Genomic DNA, 16,466 nt, shown 5'->3' with positions numbered 1-16,466 from the left:
TTGCCCAATCGAACTAATGCGCCACTGCAATGGTTTTGAGTAATTGGGAATTATCGCGCTAATACATAGATAAGTGAAAGTAAGAAGTTTAAAGAAAGACAAGGTAAACGTGATCACACTGGGTTGTTCTAAAAACCTGGTGGATTCGGAAGTGCTGATGGGACAGCTGCGTGCAAACGAGTTTGACGTGGCGCACGAGTCTGAGAAGGACGATTCAAATATCATCATCGTGAACACCTGCGGCTTTATTGACAATGCCAAGCAGGAGTCTATCGATACCATTCTGCGCTACGCCGAGGCCAAAGAAATGGGGCAGATCGACAAGCTGTACGTAACAGGCTGTCTGTCGCAGCGCTACAAGGACTCGCTGGAGCAGGAGATTCCACAGGTGGATGCCTATTTCGGTACGCTGGAGATGCCACAGCTTCTCAAAAAGCTGGACGCTGATTACAAGCACGAGCTGATCGGCGAACGACTCATCACGACGCCTTCACACTTCGCTTACTTTAAGATAGCCGAAGGCTGCAACCGCCCTTGTTCTTTCTGCGCTATCCCTTTGATGCGCGGCAAGCACGTGGACCGTCCGATCGAAGACCTTGTAAAAGAGGCGAAGCGACTGGCTAGCATGGGCACCAAAGAACTGGTGCTGATTGCGCAGGATTTGACTTACTACGGCCTGCAGCACTACGGTGAGCGCAAGCTGGCTGACCTGCTCCGCAACCTGTCCGATGTGGAAGGTATAGACTGGATCCGTATGCAGTACGCTTACCCGTCGCAGTTCCCGATGGAGGTGTTTGACGTGATGAACGAGCGCGAGAACATCTGCAAGTACCTGGATATGCCGCTGCAGCACATCTCCGATAACATGCTCAAGACCATGCGCCGTGGCATCAGCAAGCGCCGCACCATTGAGCTGGTAGACCAGATCCGCCAGCGTGTACCGGACATTGCCTTGCGCACCACACTGATAGCAGGGCACCCGGGAGAGACAGATCAGGACTTCCAGGAGTTGTATGACTGGGTAGAGAAAACCCGCTTTGAGCGCTTGGGCATCTTTACCTACTCACACGAAGAAAACACCCACTCCCATACCCTGGAGGACAACGTGCCGGACGAGGTAAAGCAGGAGCGTGCCGATGCTATCATGGAGCTACAGCAAGGTATATCAGTAGAGCTGAACGAAGAGAAAGTAGGCAAGACTTACAAAGTGCTCTTCGACCGCAAAGAAAGTGGCTACTTCGTAGGCCGTACCCAGTACGACTCACCGGAGGTGGACAACGAAGTGCTTGTGCCAGCCGATAGCCAGTATGTACGTCTGGGAGACTTTGCCAACGTGAAGATCACGGATGCCTCCGACTTCGACCTGTACGGTGAGGTAGTGCTATAAATTAGATAAAAGTCAAAGATCGGGCATTTAATACTCGAGGCTGAGAATAAACATAATCAAAGGAAATTCCTTGCGTGCTACGGCCTACAGGGAATTTCCTTTTTTGTTTATAGTTCGGAATTATGTATTATGGTATTCAGAAACCAGAATATAGTTCAAGGAGCAGTTTCAGACGCTGCAAATCTTTTCCAACCTATATGCGGCACATCAAATTACTCACTACTGATTCCCTTACGCTTGAGTACAATGCGGTGGAAGATTATATCGCGGCTACCTGGCATGGCGCCTTTACCAACAAGGTCATCAAACAGGGCTATGAGCAGATTCTGTTTTTCCTGCAGAAAGAACGCTGCCATAAGTTGCTCGACAACCACTACGATGTAAAGGGCCTTTGGGTAGAGCTGACTGATTGGCTAGCCTTTGACTGGCACCCACGTGCCGAGCAGGCTGGTTTACGATACCATGCCGCTGTTTATTCGCAAGACTACTTTAGTCGCCTCTCCACTGACAGAGCCATCCATATGGTGCGGGATGGAATTGCGAATGGATTTGAAACGACCGAAAACGCGGAGGGCTGGCTAAACTCGTTGTAGTCTACTTTAGCACGTATTTGCTTAGTACCTGATAGGCTTCGTTCACATTATCCCCTTTCCTAAACTCCTGCTTGATGGTAGGATTAGTCTCGCCTGTCAGCCAGATCTTCAGCTCGGCATCGAAGTCCATCATACCGGCGCTTTCCTTCGAAAACATTTTGATGCTGCTGTACGGCACGCTCTGGTACTCAATCTTTGAGCCGGTGAGTCCTTGCTTGTTGACCACGATCAGACGCTTATTGGTGAACACAAGCATATCCCGGATCAGGCGAAATGCCTTTTCGATCTGCTCATCAGCGAGCAGGATGGGCTGAAATTCTTTCGTGAGTTTTTCAACAGGCACAGCCGAAGCATGGCCCAGCAATCCATTTAGTAATCCCATAGTGTGAGCTTTTAAGCTAGGTATACGGACTTTATGCGCTTAGTTTGTGTGCTGTCGTTTTTCGGGCCATCCCATAGGCGGGAAGGATACAAATTTAGATTCCGTCCGCCTATACCTGTTTTCTATCGTATCAGCTATATATCGAAAATAAAAAACACGTACTTTGTGGCGCAACATAGGTAGAGGCGCTTTGTTATACCGTGCAGGTATAGCCTCGTAGTGCTGGGCCATAAAAAGAATTAGATGGAAGTTACTGATATGAAGATCACCAAGGTAGAATATGCCGCCACAGGGGCTTTCTCCCAAACGATAGCCGATTACCTGTCACAGAGCGAAAAGCTGCAGGCTTTCTATCACCGGTTCCCGACATTGGAGGCCTTTGGCGACCAGATCAAGGAGAAGCAGTTCACAGAAACGCAGCGCCATACCTTGTATCAGGCCTTGCAGGAGCAGTATGGTGCTTTAGCAGATATCCACCCAGCTGTACAGCAAAACCTGGAGCTGTTGCAGCAGCCCAACACCTATACCGTCACTACAGGGCACCAGCTTAACATTTTTACCGGACCACTCTACTTTGTGTATAAGATCGTCACGGCGATCAACACCTGTCGCCAGTTGCAGGCCGCTTACCCGGATTATAACTTCGTGCCGGTATACTGGATGGCCACCGAAGACCATGACTTCGCTGAGATCAACCACTTCAACCTGTTCGGCAAGCGCTATACCTGGGAGTCGGAGCAGACGGGTGCCGTGGGTCGCTTTGCAACAACCGGACTTGACAAAGTGCTGGAAGAGTTGCCAGAGGCTTTCCCGATTTTTGAAGACGCTTACCGTAACAGCAAGACACTGGCCGAAGCAACCCTTGCTATCACCCATGCGCTGTTTGGGGAGTATGGTTTGGTGAGCATTGACGGCGATCACAAAGAGCTTAAGAAAGCGCTTATACCTGTAGTAGAGAAGGAGCTGACCGAGCAGCTATCGAATAAGCTGGTGGAAGAAACAAACGCGCAATTGGAGCAGCTAGGCTACAAACCGCAGGTGTTTTCGCGCGAGATCAACCTGTTTTACCTGCAGGACGGCATGCGCGAGCGCATCGTGCAGGAAGGCGACAGGTATAAGGTGCTCAACACTGACACGAGTTTCACTGAACAGGAGATATTAGAGGAGGCAAAGCAGCATCCGGAGCGCTTTAGCCCGAATGTGATCTTGCGTCCGCTTTATGAAGAGATGGTGCTGCCCAACCTGGCTTACATTGGCGGTGGGGCAGAGGTCGCGTACTGGTTTCAGCTTTGTAAAGTGTTTGAAGCACATCAGGTAACCTTTCCGATCATCATGCTGCGAAACTCGGCCCTCTACATCAGCAAGCCGAACGCCAACCGTATGCACAAGCTGGGGCTTGAACCGATCGACTTGTTCCAGGATTATCAGGAGCTGAAGAAGAAACTGTCATCGCAGCTGCATGAAGAAGAGATTAACCTGGAAACGCAGCGTGAGGCTGTAGCCAAAGCATTCAAACAAGTAGAAGCACTGGCCGAAGGCATTGACCCGACGTTGGTAAGGGCTGTGGCGGCTGAACAGCAGAAAGCGCACAATTCATTGCAAATGCTGGAGAAGAAACTTTCCAAAGCCCGAGACAGCAAACACGAGCAAACTTTCAAACAACTTGAGAACCTGAAGGATAAGCTGTTTCCGAATGGCAGCCTGCAGGAGCGCCAGGATAACCTGCTCTCTTACCAGACCAACCACCCGAACTTTATCACTGCGCTGGTAGAGGCTTTTGATCCGTTGGAATTCAAGTTCACAATACTGGAAGAAGAATAATGCTAAAAGCTGAGCTGCGCAAAACCATGCTGCAACGGCGCCGTGCCCTGTCCATCGACGAGGTTGCTGTGCGGAGTCAGCGTATAGCCGATCTGTTTTTCCAGCACTTCCCGCTCCAGGCGGGGCAAACCGTGCACGTGTTCCTGCCGATTATCAAAAACAACGAGGTGAACACTTGGCCCATCATTGAGCGGTTGCGGCTGGAGTGCCCTGAGGTGCGGGTAGTAGTACCTGTAACAGATGCCGAACAGCATACGCTTTCTCATCATCAGCTTACGGAAGAGTCTGTACTGGTAGAAAATGCCTGGGGTATACCGGAGCCCCAGGACGCTCAGATTATCCATGCCCATGAAGTAGACGTGGTGCTGATTCCTTTATTGGCTTTTGACAAGCATGGCCACCGGGTAGGGTATGGCAAGGGCTTCTACGATCGCTTTCTGGCCGAGTGCCGCCCTGATGTGGTGAAGATCGGTCTATCGCTGGAGCCGCCTGTGGAGCGGATCGCCGACCCCAATAAGTACGACGTGCCGCTCGATTTTGCTATTACGCCAGAAGGCGTGTGGCCGGAAACCCTGCGTTAATCATCCTCTTCCTGAGCCTCTTCTTTACCCTCCTCTATGGTTTCGGCGGCTTCTTCTTCTGTGTCTTCATCGGGCTGCGGCTCTTCCTGCTCAAACTTGTTCCCAGGATGAAAGCTTAGTATCGCCAGTATCGGGAAGTGATCGGAGTTAATGTGCGGCAGGCGTTCCAACTTCACCAGCTTGAAGTGATTGGAATGGAAAATGTGATCCAGAGGCCAGCGCAGTACCTTGTATTGTGCATGAAATGTATTGTAGAACCCCCGGCCGATGCGTGGGTCTAACAGGCCGCTTACTTCCTGAAACAAAGTGGTCGTGTGCGACCATGCCACATCGTTAAAGTCTCCTGCCACAATCACAGGGTAATCAGACTTCTTTACCTCCTTGCCAACTATCACAATCTCCGCGTCACGCTTCTTGGAGTCATCATCTTCTGTAGGCACGGGAGGTTTTGGATGAACAGCGTACAGTTCCACCCAAACCCCATTTCGCAATTGCACATAGGTTTTGATAGATGGCACCTCGTCGTCAAGCAAGTGCCTGACTCTTGTCTGGCGCAAGGGCAGCTTGCTGTATAGGTGCATGCCATAGGTATTCGACAGGGGGATCTCGACACGTTCAGGGTAGGAGTCGGTGGCGGGGCGCAGCGCTTCCTGCCAGATCGTATCTGTCTCCAGTGTGAGCAGGATGTCCGGGTCGCGCTCCTGGATCAAGTCAATCAGCAGTTGGTGCTCTACATTGTTCTGGTATACATTGGATACCATGACGCTCAGCTGCCCATCCAGGGGGGCATCAGCAGGCGCTTGTTTCACCTCAACAGGTGAAATAAAGGTATAGGGGTAAATGTTCACAGCCTCAAAGACCAGGGAGGCGACCAGGCCCAGCAGCAGGACCCTGTCTATGCCGAATCGCCACAGACGCATACCCAGGAAGAAAAGCATTGTCAGGCCAGCCAGAACGAATATCTGAGCTCTGGGAAAATCAAAGATGCGGATATACCATGCCTTATAAGACAGTAGCGGCATAAAAGTCGCTATGATGAGTATGGTAGCCACAGTTCTCAGCACTATCACTGTAGCGTTTTTCATAGATTCGGGACGGTTAGCAGTGCCTGCTTAGGCAGGGTGCATTTTTCTATATAGTTGTTTGGCAGTATTACGCAAGCATCCGTTAGATGTTGGGGAGGGCTGTGGTTCAGAAAGCAGGTATAAACAAAAAGCCCCATGCTGGTGTGCACGGGGCTTTTTGTTTAGCTCTCTGAGAAAGCCTTATTTCTTTTTGCCATTTGTTGCCTGGCGGAGCTGAGCTACCGGACCAAATTCAGCCTGCTCAATCGTTTTGCCACCCAGGTAAATCTTGCGCAGCTGCACTTCAACAGGTGCCATGGTGCGGGTCATATCAGAGCTCACCACTTTAGAATAGAATTCACGGGCCTCTACTACAGCGCCGCGCTCAAACTGGTGTCTTGATTCGTTCTTGTTAACTGGCAATCCAGGGATTACCTGGTAAGTCGTGCATACTACTTCGTATTTCGCCTGAAAAGGCTTCACCACTTTCTGTAATAATTTCTTCATTTTGCTTCCTGTTGATTTGCTTTCATTGCTCTAAGACAATGCAAAATAAGACTTAATTCCAGAAATAAAACAATTTTTGAAGCAGAGCCTGAAAAAAAATTAGGGAAAGAAGAATGCAAGTAGCTGTTTTATACTTTGTTAAGATAAAACTTTGCTGTGGAGGGCTAAGTATAAGCAGCTTAGTATAAAACAAAGGTATACTTTGAGTTCTGTATACCTTGCTGGCTTGTATAATGGTCTAGATTAATAAAGTGTGTAACTTGTTGATATGCTATTTGTTAGCTTGCTCCACTTTGTCAGGTGTGACTTCAGTCTTTTGCAGCAGACGCTCTATATCCGGTGTTATCTTCTCGGGTTTGGTGATCGGGGCGTAGCGTTTTACTGGCTTTCCGTCAGCATCGATCAGGAATTTGGTGAAGTTCCACTTCACACGGCTGCCCAGCAGTCCACCCAACTCTGATTTCAGGTACTGAAACACCGGGTGCGCATTGCTGCCGTTCACGTCTACTTTCTCCATCATCGGAAAGCTAACACCGTAATTGATCAAACAGCCTTGCTCAATCTCTTCCTTTCCGCCCGGCTCCTGGTTGCCGAACTGGTTGCAAGGGAACCCCAACACGACCAATCCTTCCTCCTTGTATTTTTTGTAAAGGTTTTCGAGGCCTTCGTACTGAGGTGTGAAACCGCAATGGCTAGCCGTGTTCACGACCAGCACGACCTTCCCTTTAAAATCTTCCATGCTGACTTCCTTGCCCTGCAAAGAAGTGGCCGATAGGTGATAGAATTCGCTATTGTTCCGAGATGTGCTCATGGTTTCGTTTTAAGTATATGCTATACCTCAACCGAAATTAGCCCAAAAGGTTTTATTCAACAGGTCGGGTGCCGCGTGTCATTTCACGCTTACCTGGAGGGCCAGGAAGTGCCTCTACTTCATAGCCGGCTGCTTTCAGGCTGCGTTTGAAAGACCCCTTGGCGCAATAAGTAACCAGCGATCCGCCGGGGCGGGTAGCCTGGTACAGCTTGGCAAACATCTGGTCGGACCACAGCTCAGGCTGCTTTTCGGGAGCAAACGCATCGAAATAGATCAGATCGTAGTAGGCACGTGGCGCTACGAATTCCTCCAGGGTTTCATGAATCTTTTGTAATGTGAAGTATGGGATCACATCTACCGGCTCATTCCAGGGGGCCTGGTGCAGGTCCAGGAACACATCGTGCAGCTCTGGGTTCAGAATAAACTTTTCGAATTGCAGCTGCTCCACTACTTCCATAGTGAGCGGGAACTTCTCCAATGTATCGTATTGAATGAAGGCCTTCTGAGCCAACGCAAAGGGATAGGTGAGAATGGCATTGAGGCCGGTACCGAACCCTACCTCCAGAATCTTTATGTCTTTCCGAAGATTGAGCACATGCTCCAGGCCGTGCTTAATAAAGACATGCTGCGACTCCTGCAAAGCACCATGCACCGAGTGATAGTGCTCGTTCAACTCGGGCACGAACAGGGTGTTGGAGCCGTCTTTGGTCTGCCTGATTTCGAGATGCATGATTATTTATTTACTTTACAAATGTAAGCAATGCTTTGGCCTGTCTGCAAGAAATAATGAGGAATGCGCGATTATTAATGAGTAAAGACAAGTGAAGAATGCTTACTGGTGATAGGAGCCGCTAGATGCTATACCTGACATCGACGCTATATCTGTTCAAACATTGCCAAATATGACGGAAAGGAATAATCAGCCATCAACAACTAACAATCCAATATGCCCCGCATTAAAGTAGCTATACCTGACCACGTCTCCTTCGAGGCGACTATACCTGTACGCATCACTGACCTTAATTACGGCGCCCACCTCGGCAACGACGCATTGCTTTCCATCCTGCATGAGGCACGCCTGCAATTGCTCAATCACTTCGGCTATACTGAGCTGAACCTGGGTGGCGCCAGCCTTATCATGGCAGACGTGGCTATTGAGTACAAGGGCGAAGGCTTCTACGGCGATGTACTGACGCTGCGACTGGCCTTTGACGATGTGCACAAGTACGGATTCGATATCACCTACCACGTGCTCAACCAAAACGGCAAGGAAGTGGCCCGTGCTAAGACCGGTATGCTCTGCTTTAACTACCAGGAACGAAAATTAGTGGCCCTGCCCGATGAAGTAAAAGCCCGGATTGAAACTAAAGCCTAAGTATTTTTGTAATTTTGTGGTATGAATTTGATTGCAGATATACCCATTTTAAATAAAAAAGACATCCGTAAGCTGTCACTCGACGACTTAAAGGCATGGCTAGTGGAGCAGGGCGAGAAAGCGTTTCGTGCCAAGCAGGTCTATGAGTGGATCTGGAAGCACTCGGCGCAGTCGTTTGAGGAGATGAATAACGTGAGCCTGGCCCTGCGCGAAAAGCTGGACCAGCACTTTGCTATTAATGCGGTGCAGGTGGCTACGAAGCAGATCAGCAACGACGGTACCATTAAATCTGCTTTCAAACTGCACGACAACAACATCGTGGAAGGGGTACTTATACCGCATGAGGAACGCAAAACAGCCTGTGTGAGTAGCCAGGTAGGTTGCTCCCTCACCTGTAAGTTTTGCGCGACTGGTTACATGGACCGTGTGCGCAACCTCGATGCCGCTGAGATCTACGATCAGGTAGTGCGCATCAACGAGCAGAGCTTGCAGCAGTATGGTCAGCCGCTTTCCAACATCGTGTACATGGGTATGGGGGAGCCGATGCTCAACTATGCGAATGTGATGAAGAGCATTGAGCGCATTACAGCGCACGATGGCCTGGGCATGGCTGCACGCCGCATTACGGTGAGCACGGCAGGTATAGCCAAGATGATCAAGAAGATGGCTGATGATGGTGTGAAAGCCAATCTGGCACTTTCGCTGCATGCTGCCAACGATGAGAAGCGCAACCAGATCATGCCGATCAACGAAACGAATTCAATCGAAGCGCTGACTGATGCCTTGAAGCACTTTCATGAGGTGACAGGTCGCAAAGTGACTTACGAGTACATCGTGTTCCAGAACTTCAACGACACCCTGCAGGATGCCGAAGAACTGTACCGTTTCTCTAAAGTGATACCTTGCAAAATCAACCTGATCGAGTATAACCCGATTGAGAATGCAGACTATAAGAACACGGATGAAGAGCGTTGGCAGAACTTCATTTACTACCTCGCCGACCGTGGTGTGCAGGTAAATGTGCGCCGCAGCCGAGGCAAAGACATAGACGCCGCATGCGGCCAGCTTGCCGTGAAAGAGAAACAGCCAGCCTAATACAGGCTTCTTATACTTAATAGAAAAAGGCCCCTGCTATACCTGTAGCAGGGGCCTTTTTCTATACCTGGGTTTATATTAACCAGCTTTGTTGAACCTGCCCTCGGGCCTTGGTCTGCCGCTGGAAATATCGTGCGGGTTATTGGTCACTTCCTGTTCTCTGAATAACACGGCGTGTTCCTTCGGCCTTATTTCCTGGCCAAACTCACAGGCATACTGCTGTGTGAATTCAGCCCCAAACAGCACGATAAGCGACGTATAGTAGATCCAAACCAGTATCACGATAATAGAGCCAGCCGCTCCGTAGGCAGAGCCCGGATCACTGGTACTAATGAACCAGCTGATCATAAATTTGCCGATCGTGAATAGTAAAGCCGTGATCAAAGCGCCCACCCATACATCCCGCCACTTGATAAATGCATCCGGGAGGTATTTAAAGATAAGTGAGAACAGGGCTGTAATAATCGCAACGGAAAGGATGAAGTCGAGTGCCTTAATGGTGTAATATAGGACATCTGGCGACACAAACGAGAGGTAATTGTCAAAGATTTCGCGGAGGTAATCGCTCATGATAGAGATAACCGCACTAAGCAGAAGTGAAACCAGCATAAGCAGGGCAATGCTCAACACGATGCCAAATGAGAACAGACGCACTTTCAGCATCTTCACGATACCGTTTGTCGGCTTGGGTTTCACGTTCCATACCCGGTTCAGTGACTCCTGCAGGGTAGCGAAAAACGTGGTAGAGGCAAAGATCAAGGTGCCTATACCTATCCAGAAGGCAATGCCGCCTCCTTCGCTCACATGCGCATTCTGTACAATGGTTTCAATGGATTCAGCTGCACTGGGACCAATGGCTTCTGAAATCTGGCCTGAAAGCTCTCCTGACACGGCCTTCTCTCCAAAAAAGAATCCGGCTGCCTGTATGATGATAACCAGCAAGGGAGGAATGGAAAAAATGGCATTGAAAGCTAGCGCTGCAGCCAATAGTAGAGAACTATTGTCCAGGAACCCGTTGAAGGTGTTTTTTAAAAGAGGGAATACATTACTCGTTATAGATTTTACCATATTGCTTGTCTGTATCAGAATAACTTTTTGATACGACAGCCTTAAATGTTAGGTTGGAAATGCTAGAGCTTATCGATGGTGGCGGTCATGCTGCCGCGTGCATTAATGACAGCCTGTATACCTGTTGGGCTCAGGTAAATGTTTTCAAGCGCCAGTTCACTGACGGCCCCACGCAGCAGCACGGATTCGTGCAGACGACCTGATTGATTCAGTGTGTGCTGCAGCATATTACGCACGTCTGTCAATTGGCTTTGCACCGGTATGTTCACCTGGCTTTGAATCATCTCCTTGAATTTGTTCTTGGCCAGCCAACTGGCTGTGTTCAGTAGTAGGTCTTTGGTGTCGAAGTCATAGTCTACGTCGCGCAATTTGATGGAAGCAGTCTGCGGATCGTAATAGGGGGTGCCGCGCAGGTATAGCTTGCCTACCAGCTTCTTGGTAAAGAGGCCTGCCTTGGTTTTGCCGTCCACGTCCAGCATCAGGATTAGCTGTTCACCGCTTGGGGTTATAGCGGCATCCTTTACGGTCAGCTGGCTTTTGCCATCGTCAAAGGTATAAGTTTGATTGGCTACCTGCTGCTGCATCAGGCTGCTGGCATGGGTGTAAGGCACGGTAGCGGTCAACCCGATCTGGATGTCGTCGCTCATTCTGCTGTCGATGATCAGGCGGGGCAGGTTCTTATTTACCTTTGTTTGTGGCTTGCCGTCGGTGCTCACCTGTATGAATGAGCTGATGCCGAGACGTGTATGCAAGCTGCCGTTCTGAGCGTAAAGCGGCGCCATGCGCACTTCCTGTGGGCTGACCGTGAGCCAGGCATTGAGGTTGTCGTCCAGCTTCACAGGCTGCTGTAATTGTACCCAGGTGTCAGCCACATACTGGCGCAGGTTCAGGCGACTTTGTATTTCTTTGTCCAGCTGGCGGGCGATCGTGTTCATTTGTTGCTTCATGGCTGGCTCTATGAAGCGAGCCAATCCGATCTTAAGTGGACCTAGAGTAATGTACGGTTTGGTATCGCCCCACTCAAAATTACTACTGGTGATCGTGTTGACTTTGTAATCGTCGGTGAGGCCAAAGCGGCTCTCGGTGCGCACGACCATGTCAAAAGTAGTGGCTTCAGTCTTGCTGAAAGAAGGGCAGGCCTTGCAGGGTTCCCACTGCCAGCGGCCTTTGGCGTATATCTGCAGCGGCACACTGAAGTAGAGCTTATCCTTTTCGGCACGGATGGTCATACGGCCCTTCTTGAGCACGGTCACCATCAGGTTGTCATCGTCTAAGTTGTCGTCTTTGTAAAGAGCGCCCTGTATTTCCTGGTTAAGCTTGTCTTCGATGGCCGCCAACGGAATGGAAACAGGTATGCTGATGGAAGAAAGCTTCGGCTGATAGGCAGGCGCATGCGCCACGGTAGCTGGCGGGGCTGTGGCGTTCAGACGTGCCGTACTGGAGCATGCCTGAAATGCAAGCAAGCTGCTGAGTACAAACAATATAAATACAAGTTGTAGGGTAGTGAGTCGGAACACGCGGTATAGCCTTCTAAATTATGGCGCAATATTACGACATTTGGCTGTTGACCTTACTCACTCTGAGGTTCTTTTTCAGGTTTCCTGACTAGCAGGCTGCAGAAGTCGGGTCAGCATAGCGCGAATGCCTTCTTCGGTGTCAACAATGCCGCACTCCTGAATTGTTCCTTTTAGGTAAGACGCAAAAAATGGCGTACCCGTGAGCTTGACCTCCTGACTGGATACTGGGTTTTCACTGGCACTCATGCGCGCAAACGTAATGTTGCGGTATTGCGGTTCAGAAGAGAACTTGCGAAAAGTAGGAGAAAGCTGTTTGCATACCGGGCATGCCGGGTCAGTGAATTTTACGATTACTCTTTCTTTCTCAAATATCAGCTTGCGTAGCTTGTCGTCATTTATATCAGTTACAGTCATGATTTAGTGTTTTGGGGTCGCATACCTGTTGTAGCCTTGCGACAGTACTTCTGTAACTTATAGACGTTTTGTGCAAAATATAGGTTAACTGCTGAATAAGAAAACAGCCGCCAACAAGATGCTGGCGGCTGATTGTATAAGTGTAGCTAATCTTTAATATTTATTAAAATACAAATCCAAGGCGGATTCCTCCAGTAGAGAAAGGGGAGAAACTGATGCTGTGATAACCTTTATTCTCCTCATCAGACATGTAATCATTTTTGTAGGTAGTTGTCACGTCCTTCTCCTTGCTGTACCGGATTCCTGCACCCAGTTCGAAACCTGCGTAGAAGCGGGGAGCGATATAATAGTCTACCCCAGCCAAGGCATTTAACCCGACGTTGTAGTTTGCTCTATGGCATGAATTATAATTGCTTGATGCCCATGCTCCTTTTGTAATTCGTTGCACATCCTCAGATTTAGAACCACTATAGCCGATTGGTAACTCCGCTCCGATGTAAGGCGACAACCTGTTGGTGCCCGCAAAATGCTTTTCTATACCTGGCGCGACCGTAATACCAAAAGAGGTTTGATACGCCTCGTCATCTATCTTATTGTACACATAGTTCGCCTGAGCTCCGAGTCGGTAAGCTTTGTCTGCAGCTACAAACTTTCGCACTCTGATTCCTCCTCTGTTTAAGGATATACCATGTTCGAGGTTGACAGCTACTTCAGTAGTAATGTCACCAGCTGTTGGTTTGTAGGTTTTGTTTTCAGTTTGAGCCACCTCTGAGGTCTGCGCTTGTGCTGAGAAAGCTGCAGCCAGGCAGCAGGAGAGGACTAGTAGTTTTAGTTTCATATGGATGATTTGGTTAAGTATATATAGTCAAAACCAAATACTGTGCCACATTGAATAGTTTAAGGTATAAGTATGATTAAAAATTGTTTTGAATCAACGTGCTTTATTTTAAATAACTGGTGATGAGCTAATTGTGTGCAAAATAAAGAAGGGGTGATGCTTTCGCACCACCCCTTCTTTATTTTGCAAATTGAAACATTCAGGTAGAATGCTGTAATAGCTTCAACACTACAGGGGTCCTGTATCTGAAAGTCTTTTGTTTACTACTTTTAAATTAAGCTAGTGTCTGCTCTTCTTTCATCTTCTTCAGATTGAGCAGCATGTCCTCCGTCATAGCGTCGAGGTCATAAGCCGGTTTCCAGCCCCAATCCTGCTGGGCGGCGCTGTCGTCGATGCTCTGCGGCCATGAGTCGGCAATCTGCTGACGGTAATCAGGCTTGTAGGTGATTTTGAAGTCAGGTATAAACTTGCGAATAGATTCAGTGATCTCCTTTGGTGAGAAGCTCATCGCGCTCAGGTTGTAAGAGTCGCGGATCTTTACTTGCTCAGCCGGTGCGTGCATCAGGTCCAACGTGGATTTCAGCGCATCCGGCATGTACATCATCGGCAGGTACGTGTCCTCACTCAGGAAGCATTCGTACGTCTCGCCTTCCAGAGCTTTGTGGTATATGTCCACAGCGTAGTCGGTAGTGCCGCCGCCTGGCAACGCTTTGTAGCCGATAAGGCCGGGGTAGCGGAGGCTGCGCACATCCAGACCGTACTTCTGAAAATAGTATTCGCACCAGCGCTCGCCGGCTTGCTTGCTCACACCGTAGACTGTGTTCGGGTCCATGATGGTGTGCTGCTGTGTGTTCTGACGCGGGGTGTTCGGGCCGAAAACAGCAATAGAGCTTGGCCAGTATACCTTCTGCACTTTATGCTCCAGCGACAGGTCCAGCACATTGAACAGACCCTCCATGTTCAGCTTCCAGGCAAACTTTGGGTTCTTTTCGCCGGTGGCCGACAGCACCGCTGCCAGGTGGTAGATCTGTTTGAATTTATATTTAGAAGCTAAGTCAGCCAGTACTTGTGTGTCCAGCACATCCACCTTCTCAAATGGGCCTGAGTCGCGGAGGTCAGCCTGTTTGGGGGCCGCAATGTCGGCTGCCACTACATTAGACCCGCCGTACATGTTGCGGAGCTCCAGGGTGAGTTCAGAGCCAAGTTGTCCGCAGGCGCCAATCACCAATACCGTGTCACTTGTGTTTGCCATAGTCAGATTAAATTAGTTGCACAAAGTAACCGATTTCAGGGCAATACTGAAAGTATAAGCGCAAGAATCCCAAGGGGCCTGAAATAGAAAACGCCTGCCAAAGGCAAGCGCTTCTTGCTCACTAAATTAATCTTAACCTAATATTATTTTCACCACGAACCAAAGGTATAGCGGCTAATCGGGTACTGAAATAGCCGCTGGCAGATTTAATGATTAAGTAACGCAATAGTAAAATAGAAATAATGCCAGCCTGTTTCAGGAGTGTGATTTTCTTATATTTGTTGAGCAAAAGGCCGCTGCAGGTAGCACAGTTGGCCAATTGAGCGAATATAAAACACGATTCAGGCCTGTTTCCGTACCTTTGCAGGTATAGCACACGGTCAGCGCACTATGACGTTTGAAGAGTACCTCGTTAAAAAGCGGATAAACAAGGAAGCCTTTGCGGCTGAAGACCCGGCCCGGTACCAGGCTTGGGAAAGCATGTATGCGCAGATGCATCCCAACAGCTTTTATGTGGCCGTGAAAATGTTGCTCAATAACGTGCGGCTGCGCTACCACTTGCGGGAGGAAGATGTGCCCAAGCCAGCTACCACAGCAGCGCCACGGCCAGCTGCCCGCCGCGCCGCAGCTCCTGCTCCCAAGCTTGAAGCCGAAAGCCCTGCCGCTATACCTGCCACACCCGATGTTCCACAGGAAACAATTGAGGAAAAGCCAGTTATACCTGCTGTAGCGGCTAAACCAAGACCTGTAGTACGCCGACCTGCTGCCTTGAAACCCCCAGTAGAAGGAGAGGAAGCCAAAGCAGCAGATAAACCAGCAGAAGAAACTGCTAAACCAGCGGTACCACGAGCAAGACCAGTGATCAAGCGTCCGGCGGCTCTTGCGAAATCAGAGGAACAGCCAGTTAGCGAAGAGCAGAAAACCACTGCTATACCTGAGCAGACCGCTACTTCAGAGGCATCAACTGAACCTGCTAAGCCAGCTCGACCAAGACCCGTGATGAAGCGGCCTGCCGCGCTGCAGAAGTCTCCTCAAGGGGAGGAGCAGGCTACTCCGGAAAAGCCAACCGAAGGTATAGCACCAGCAGGCGAGGCAGCCGCAGAAGCGCCAAAGCCAGCGCGTCCAAGACCGGTTATCAAAAGGCCGGCAGCCTTGCAAAAACCTGCGGAGCAACAGCAGTCGATTTCAGGTACAGAAGACCAGCCAACTGCTGAAGAAGTGGTGCCAACAGGTATAGAAAACCCGGCTCAGCCAGCCGAAGGTGCTCCGAAGCCACCCAGGCCACGGCCTGTCATCAAGCGTCCGGCTGCTTTGAGCAAAGCAGCAGCTCCGGAAGCGAAACCAGAAGAGGCAAAAAGTGCCGAGAGTGGCGTTGTTATACCTGACCCTGGTACAGATGTATCTTCAGAAGTTAAATCATCAGGTCAGACACCTCTAGCAGGAACGCCTGCTACACCTGATAATACAGCTGAACAGCCAGTGGACAAGTTGGCCGAAAACAAACCGGAAGCCGAGCCTGATGCTGCGCCGCCAGCTAAGCCGCCTCGTCCGCGACCGATCATCAAACGACCGACACCGCCAGTAACGGCTGAACCAGAGACGAGAGCAGAAGACCAGCAAGAGGATAGCCTGCCAGCAGTGGATAAGCCTGAGGAAGCAAAACCTGAGGTGCCTCCTATACCTGAAGGTCAATCGGAAAGACCGAAGCCACCATGCCCACGACCGATCATGCGGCGTCCTCCACCTAAAATAGAAGAGTAA

Annotated in this window: 17 protein-coding genes; 7 read left to right on the top strand and 10 right to left on the bottom strand. The window is 49.7% G+C overall.

Translation table 11 applies throughout. The features are described from left to right. Positions 1-73 precede the first annotated feature (73 nt). Both rimO and AC5FX6_RS17765 read left to right on the top strand, forming a co-directional pair. The gene (gene rimO, locus AC5FX6_RS17770) at positions 74-1,387 is read left to right on the top strand and encodes a 30S ribosomal protein S12 methylthiotransferase RimO (protein WP_493598301.1); all 1,314 of its coding nucleotides are present in this window, start codon (positions 74-76) and stop codon (positions 1,385-1,387) included. A gap of 197 nt (positions 1,388-1,584) precedes the next feature. Then, on the top strand, positions 1,585-1,980 hold the full coding sequence (locus AC5FX6_RS17765) for a hypothetical protein (RefSeq protein ID WP_493598300.1): 396 nt from the start codon (positions 1,585-1,587) through the stop codon (positions 1,978-1,980). 1 nt (position 1,981) lies between these two features. Here AC5FX6_RS17765 and AC5FX6_RS17760 read toward each other — a convergent pair whose 3' ends face one another. Then, positions 1,982-2,362 carry a PH domain-containing protein gene (locus AC5FX6_RS17760; RefSeq protein WP_493598299.1) on the bottom strand — a complete coding sequence of 127 codons (381 nt, stop codon included), beginning with the start codon at positions 2,360-2,362 and terminating at the stop codon, positions 1,982-1,984. 243 nt (positions 2,363-2,605) lie between these two features. Between AC5FX6_RS17760 and bshC the strand changes: the two genes are divergently transcribed. Both bshC and AC5FX6_RS17750 read left to right on the top strand, forming a co-directional pair. Beyond that, positions 2,606-4,183 carry a bacillithiol biosynthesis cysteine-adding enzyme BshC gene (gene bshC, locus AC5FX6_RS17755; protein WP_493598298.1) on the top strand — a complete coding sequence of 526 codons (1,578 nt, stop codon included), beginning with the start codon at positions 2,606-2,608 and terminating at the stop codon, positions 4,181-4,183. Then, positions 4,183-4,764, top strand: a complete 582-nt coding sequence (locus tag AC5FX6_RS17750; RefSeq protein ID WP_493598297.1) for a 5-formyltetrahydrofolate cyclo-ligase — start codon at positions 4,183-4,185, stop codon at positions 4,762-4,764. The genes bshC and AC5FX6_RS17750 overlap by 1 nt, the downstream gene beginning before the upstream one ends. Here the strand turns inward: AC5FX6_RS17750 and AC5FX6_RS17745 are convergent. The 4 genes from AC5FX6_RS17745 to mnmC2 form a co-directional block, all read right to left on the bottom strand. Then, the gene (locus tag AC5FX6_RS17745; RefSeq protein WP_493598296.1) at positions 4,761-5,849 is read right to left on the bottom strand and encodes an endonuclease/exonuclease/phosphatase family protein; all 1,089 of its coding nucleotides are present in this window, start codon (positions 5,847-5,849) and stop codon (positions 4,761-4,763) included. The genes AC5FX6_RS17750 and AC5FX6_RS17745 overlap by 4 nt on opposite strands. Positions 5,850-6,029: 180 nt before the next feature. Beyond that, complete coding sequence (locus tag AC5FX6_RS17740; RefSeq protein ID WP_493598295.1) at positions 6,030-6,335, bottom strand: hypothetical protein; 306 nt, start codon at positions 6,333-6,335, stop codon at positions 6,030-6,032. A 271-nt stretch (positions 6,336-6,606) separates the two neighbouring features. Beyond that, positions 6,607-7,146 carry a glutathione peroxidase gene (locus AC5FX6_RS17735; RefSeq protein ID WP_493598294.1) on the bottom strand — a complete coding sequence of 180 codons (540 nt, stop codon included), beginning with the start codon at positions 7,144-7,146 and terminating at the stop codon, positions 6,607-6,609. A gap of 52 nt (positions 7,147-7,198) precedes the next feature. Continuing rightward, positions 7,199-7,876 (bottom strand): tRNA (5-methylaminomethyl-2-thiouridine)(34)-methyltransferase MnmC2, encoded by a 678-nt coding sequence (mnmC2, locus tag AC5FX6_RS17730; protein WP_493598293.1) that lies wholly within the window; start codon positions 7,874-7,876, stop codon positions 7,199-7,201. Between the two features lie 216 nt (positions 7,877-8,092). Here mnmC2 and AC5FX6_RS17725 point away from each other — a divergent pair, with 216 nt between their 5' ends. Next, positions 8,093-8,521: a thioesterase family protein gene (locus AC5FX6_RS17725; RefSeq protein WP_493598292.1), complete on the top strand. Its 429-nt coding sequence runs from the start codon at positions 8,093-8,095 to the stop codon at positions 8,519-8,521. Between the two features lie 21 nt (positions 8,522-8,542). Continuing rightward, positions 8,543-9,616: a dual-specificity RNA methyltransferase RlmN gene (rlmN, locus tag AC5FX6_RS17720; protein WP_493598291.1), complete on the top strand. Its 1,074-nt coding sequence runs from the start codon at positions 8,543-8,545 to the stop codon at positions 9,614-9,616. 78 nt (positions 9,617-9,694) lie between these two features. On the opposite strand, the gene AC5FX6_RS17715 is transcribed toward rlmN, so the two are convergent. The 5 genes from AC5FX6_RS17715 to AC5FX6_RS17695 form a co-directional block, all read right to left on the bottom strand. Beyond that, positions 9,695-10,684, bottom strand: a complete 990-nt coding sequence (locus AC5FX6_RS17715) for a YihY/virulence factor BrkB family protein (protein ID WP_493598290.1) — start codon at positions 10,682-10,684, stop codon at positions 9,695-9,697. 62 nt (positions 10,685-10,746) lie between these two features. Further along, complete coding sequence (locus tag AC5FX6_RS17710) at positions 10,747-12,147, bottom strand: DUF4403 family protein (protein ID WP_493598289.1); 1,401 nt, start codon at positions 12,145-12,147, stop codon at positions 10,747-10,749. A 129-nt stretch (positions 12,148-12,276) separates the two neighbouring features. After that, complete coding sequence (locus AC5FX6_RS17705; RefSeq protein WP_493598288.1) at positions 12,277-12,615, bottom strand: thioredoxin family protein; 339 nt, start codon at positions 12,613-12,615, stop codon at positions 12,277-12,279. 163 nt (positions 12,616-12,778) lie between these two features. Continuing rightward, positions 12,779-13,453, bottom strand: a complete 675-nt coding sequence (locus AC5FX6_RS17700; protein ID WP_493598287.1) for a BT1926 family outer membrane beta-barrel protein — start codon at positions 13,451-13,453, stop codon at positions 12,779-12,781. A gap of 274 nt (positions 13,454-13,727) precedes the next feature. Further along, positions 13,728-14,705, bottom strand: coding sequence for an NAD-dependent epimerase/dehydratase family protein (locus AC5FX6_RS17695; RefSeq protein WP_493598286.1), 978 nt, complete (start codon positions 14,703-14,705; stop codon positions 13,728-13,730). A 390-nt stretch (positions 14,706-15,095) separates the two neighbouring features. Between AC5FX6_RS17695 and AC5FX6_RS17690 the strand changes: the two genes are divergently transcribed. Next, positions 15,096-16,466, top strand: coding sequence for a hypothetical protein (locus AC5FX6_RS17690; protein ID WP_493598285.1), 1,371 nt, complete (start codon positions 15,096-15,098; stop codon positions 16,464-16,466).

It is taken from the genome of Pontibacter sp. LHS2, from assembly GCF_058932845.1.
This window is presented reverse-complemented; position numbering and strand designations above follow the sequence as displayed.

Coding starts and splice junctions, on each gene's coding strand:
- AC5FX6_RS17765 (WP_493598300.1), top strand. CDS start 1,585: ATGCGGCACATCAAATTACTCACTACTGATTCCCTTACGCTTGAGTAC.
- AC5FX6_RS17760 (WP_493598299.1), bottom strand. CDS start 2,362: ATGGGATTACTAAATGGATTGCTGGGCCATGCTTCGGCTGTGCCTGTT.
- bshC (WP_493598298.1), top strand. CDS start 2,606: ATGGAAGTTACTGATATGAAGATCACCAAGGTAGAATATGCCGCCACA.
- AC5FX6_RS17750 (WP_493598297.1), top strand. CDS start 4,183: ATGCTAAAAGCTGAGCTGCGCAAAACCATGCTGCAACGGCGCCGTGCC.
- AC5FX6_RS17745 (WP_493598296.1), bottom strand. CDS start 5,849: ATGAAAAACGCTACAGTGATAGTGCTGAGAACTGTGGCTACCATACTC.
- AC5FX6_RS17740 (WP_493598295.1), bottom strand. CDS start 6,335: ATGAAGAAATTATTACAGAAAGTGGTGAAGCCTTTTCAGGCGAAATAC.
- AC5FX6_RS17735 (WP_493598294.1), bottom strand. CDS start 7,146: ATGAGCACATCTCGGAACAATAGCGAATTCTATCACCTATCGGCCACT.
- mnmC2 (WP_493598293.1), bottom strand. CDS start 7,876: ATGCATCTCGAAATCAGGCAGACCAAAGACGGCTCCAACACCCTGTTC.
- AC5FX6_RS17725 (WP_493598292.1), top strand. CDS start 8,093: ATGCCCCGCATTAAAGTAGCTATACCTGACCACGTCTCCTTCGAGGCG.
- rlmN (WP_493598291.1), top strand. CDS start 8,543: ATGAATTTGATTGCAGATATACCCATTTTAAATAAAAAAGACATCCGT.
- AC5FX6_RS17715 (WP_493598290.1), bottom strand. CDS start 10,684: ATGGTAAAATCTATAACGAGTAATGTATTCCCTCTTTTAAAAAACACC.
- AC5FX6_RS17705 (WP_493598288.1), bottom strand. CDS start 12,615: ATGACTGTAACTGATATAAATGACGACAAGCTACGCAAGCTGATATTT.
- AC5FX6_RS17700 (WP_493598287.1), bottom strand. CDS start 13,453: ATGAAACTAAAACTACTAGTCCTCTCCTGCTGCCTGGCTGCAGCTTTC.
- AC5FX6_RS17695 (WP_493598286.1), bottom strand. CDS start 14,705: ATGGCAAACACAAGTGACACGGTATTGGTGATTGGCGCCTGCGGACAA.
- AC5FX6_RS17690 (WP_493598285.1), top strand. CDS start 15,096: ATGACGTTTGAAGAGTACCTCGTTAAAAAGCGGATAAACAAGGAAGCC.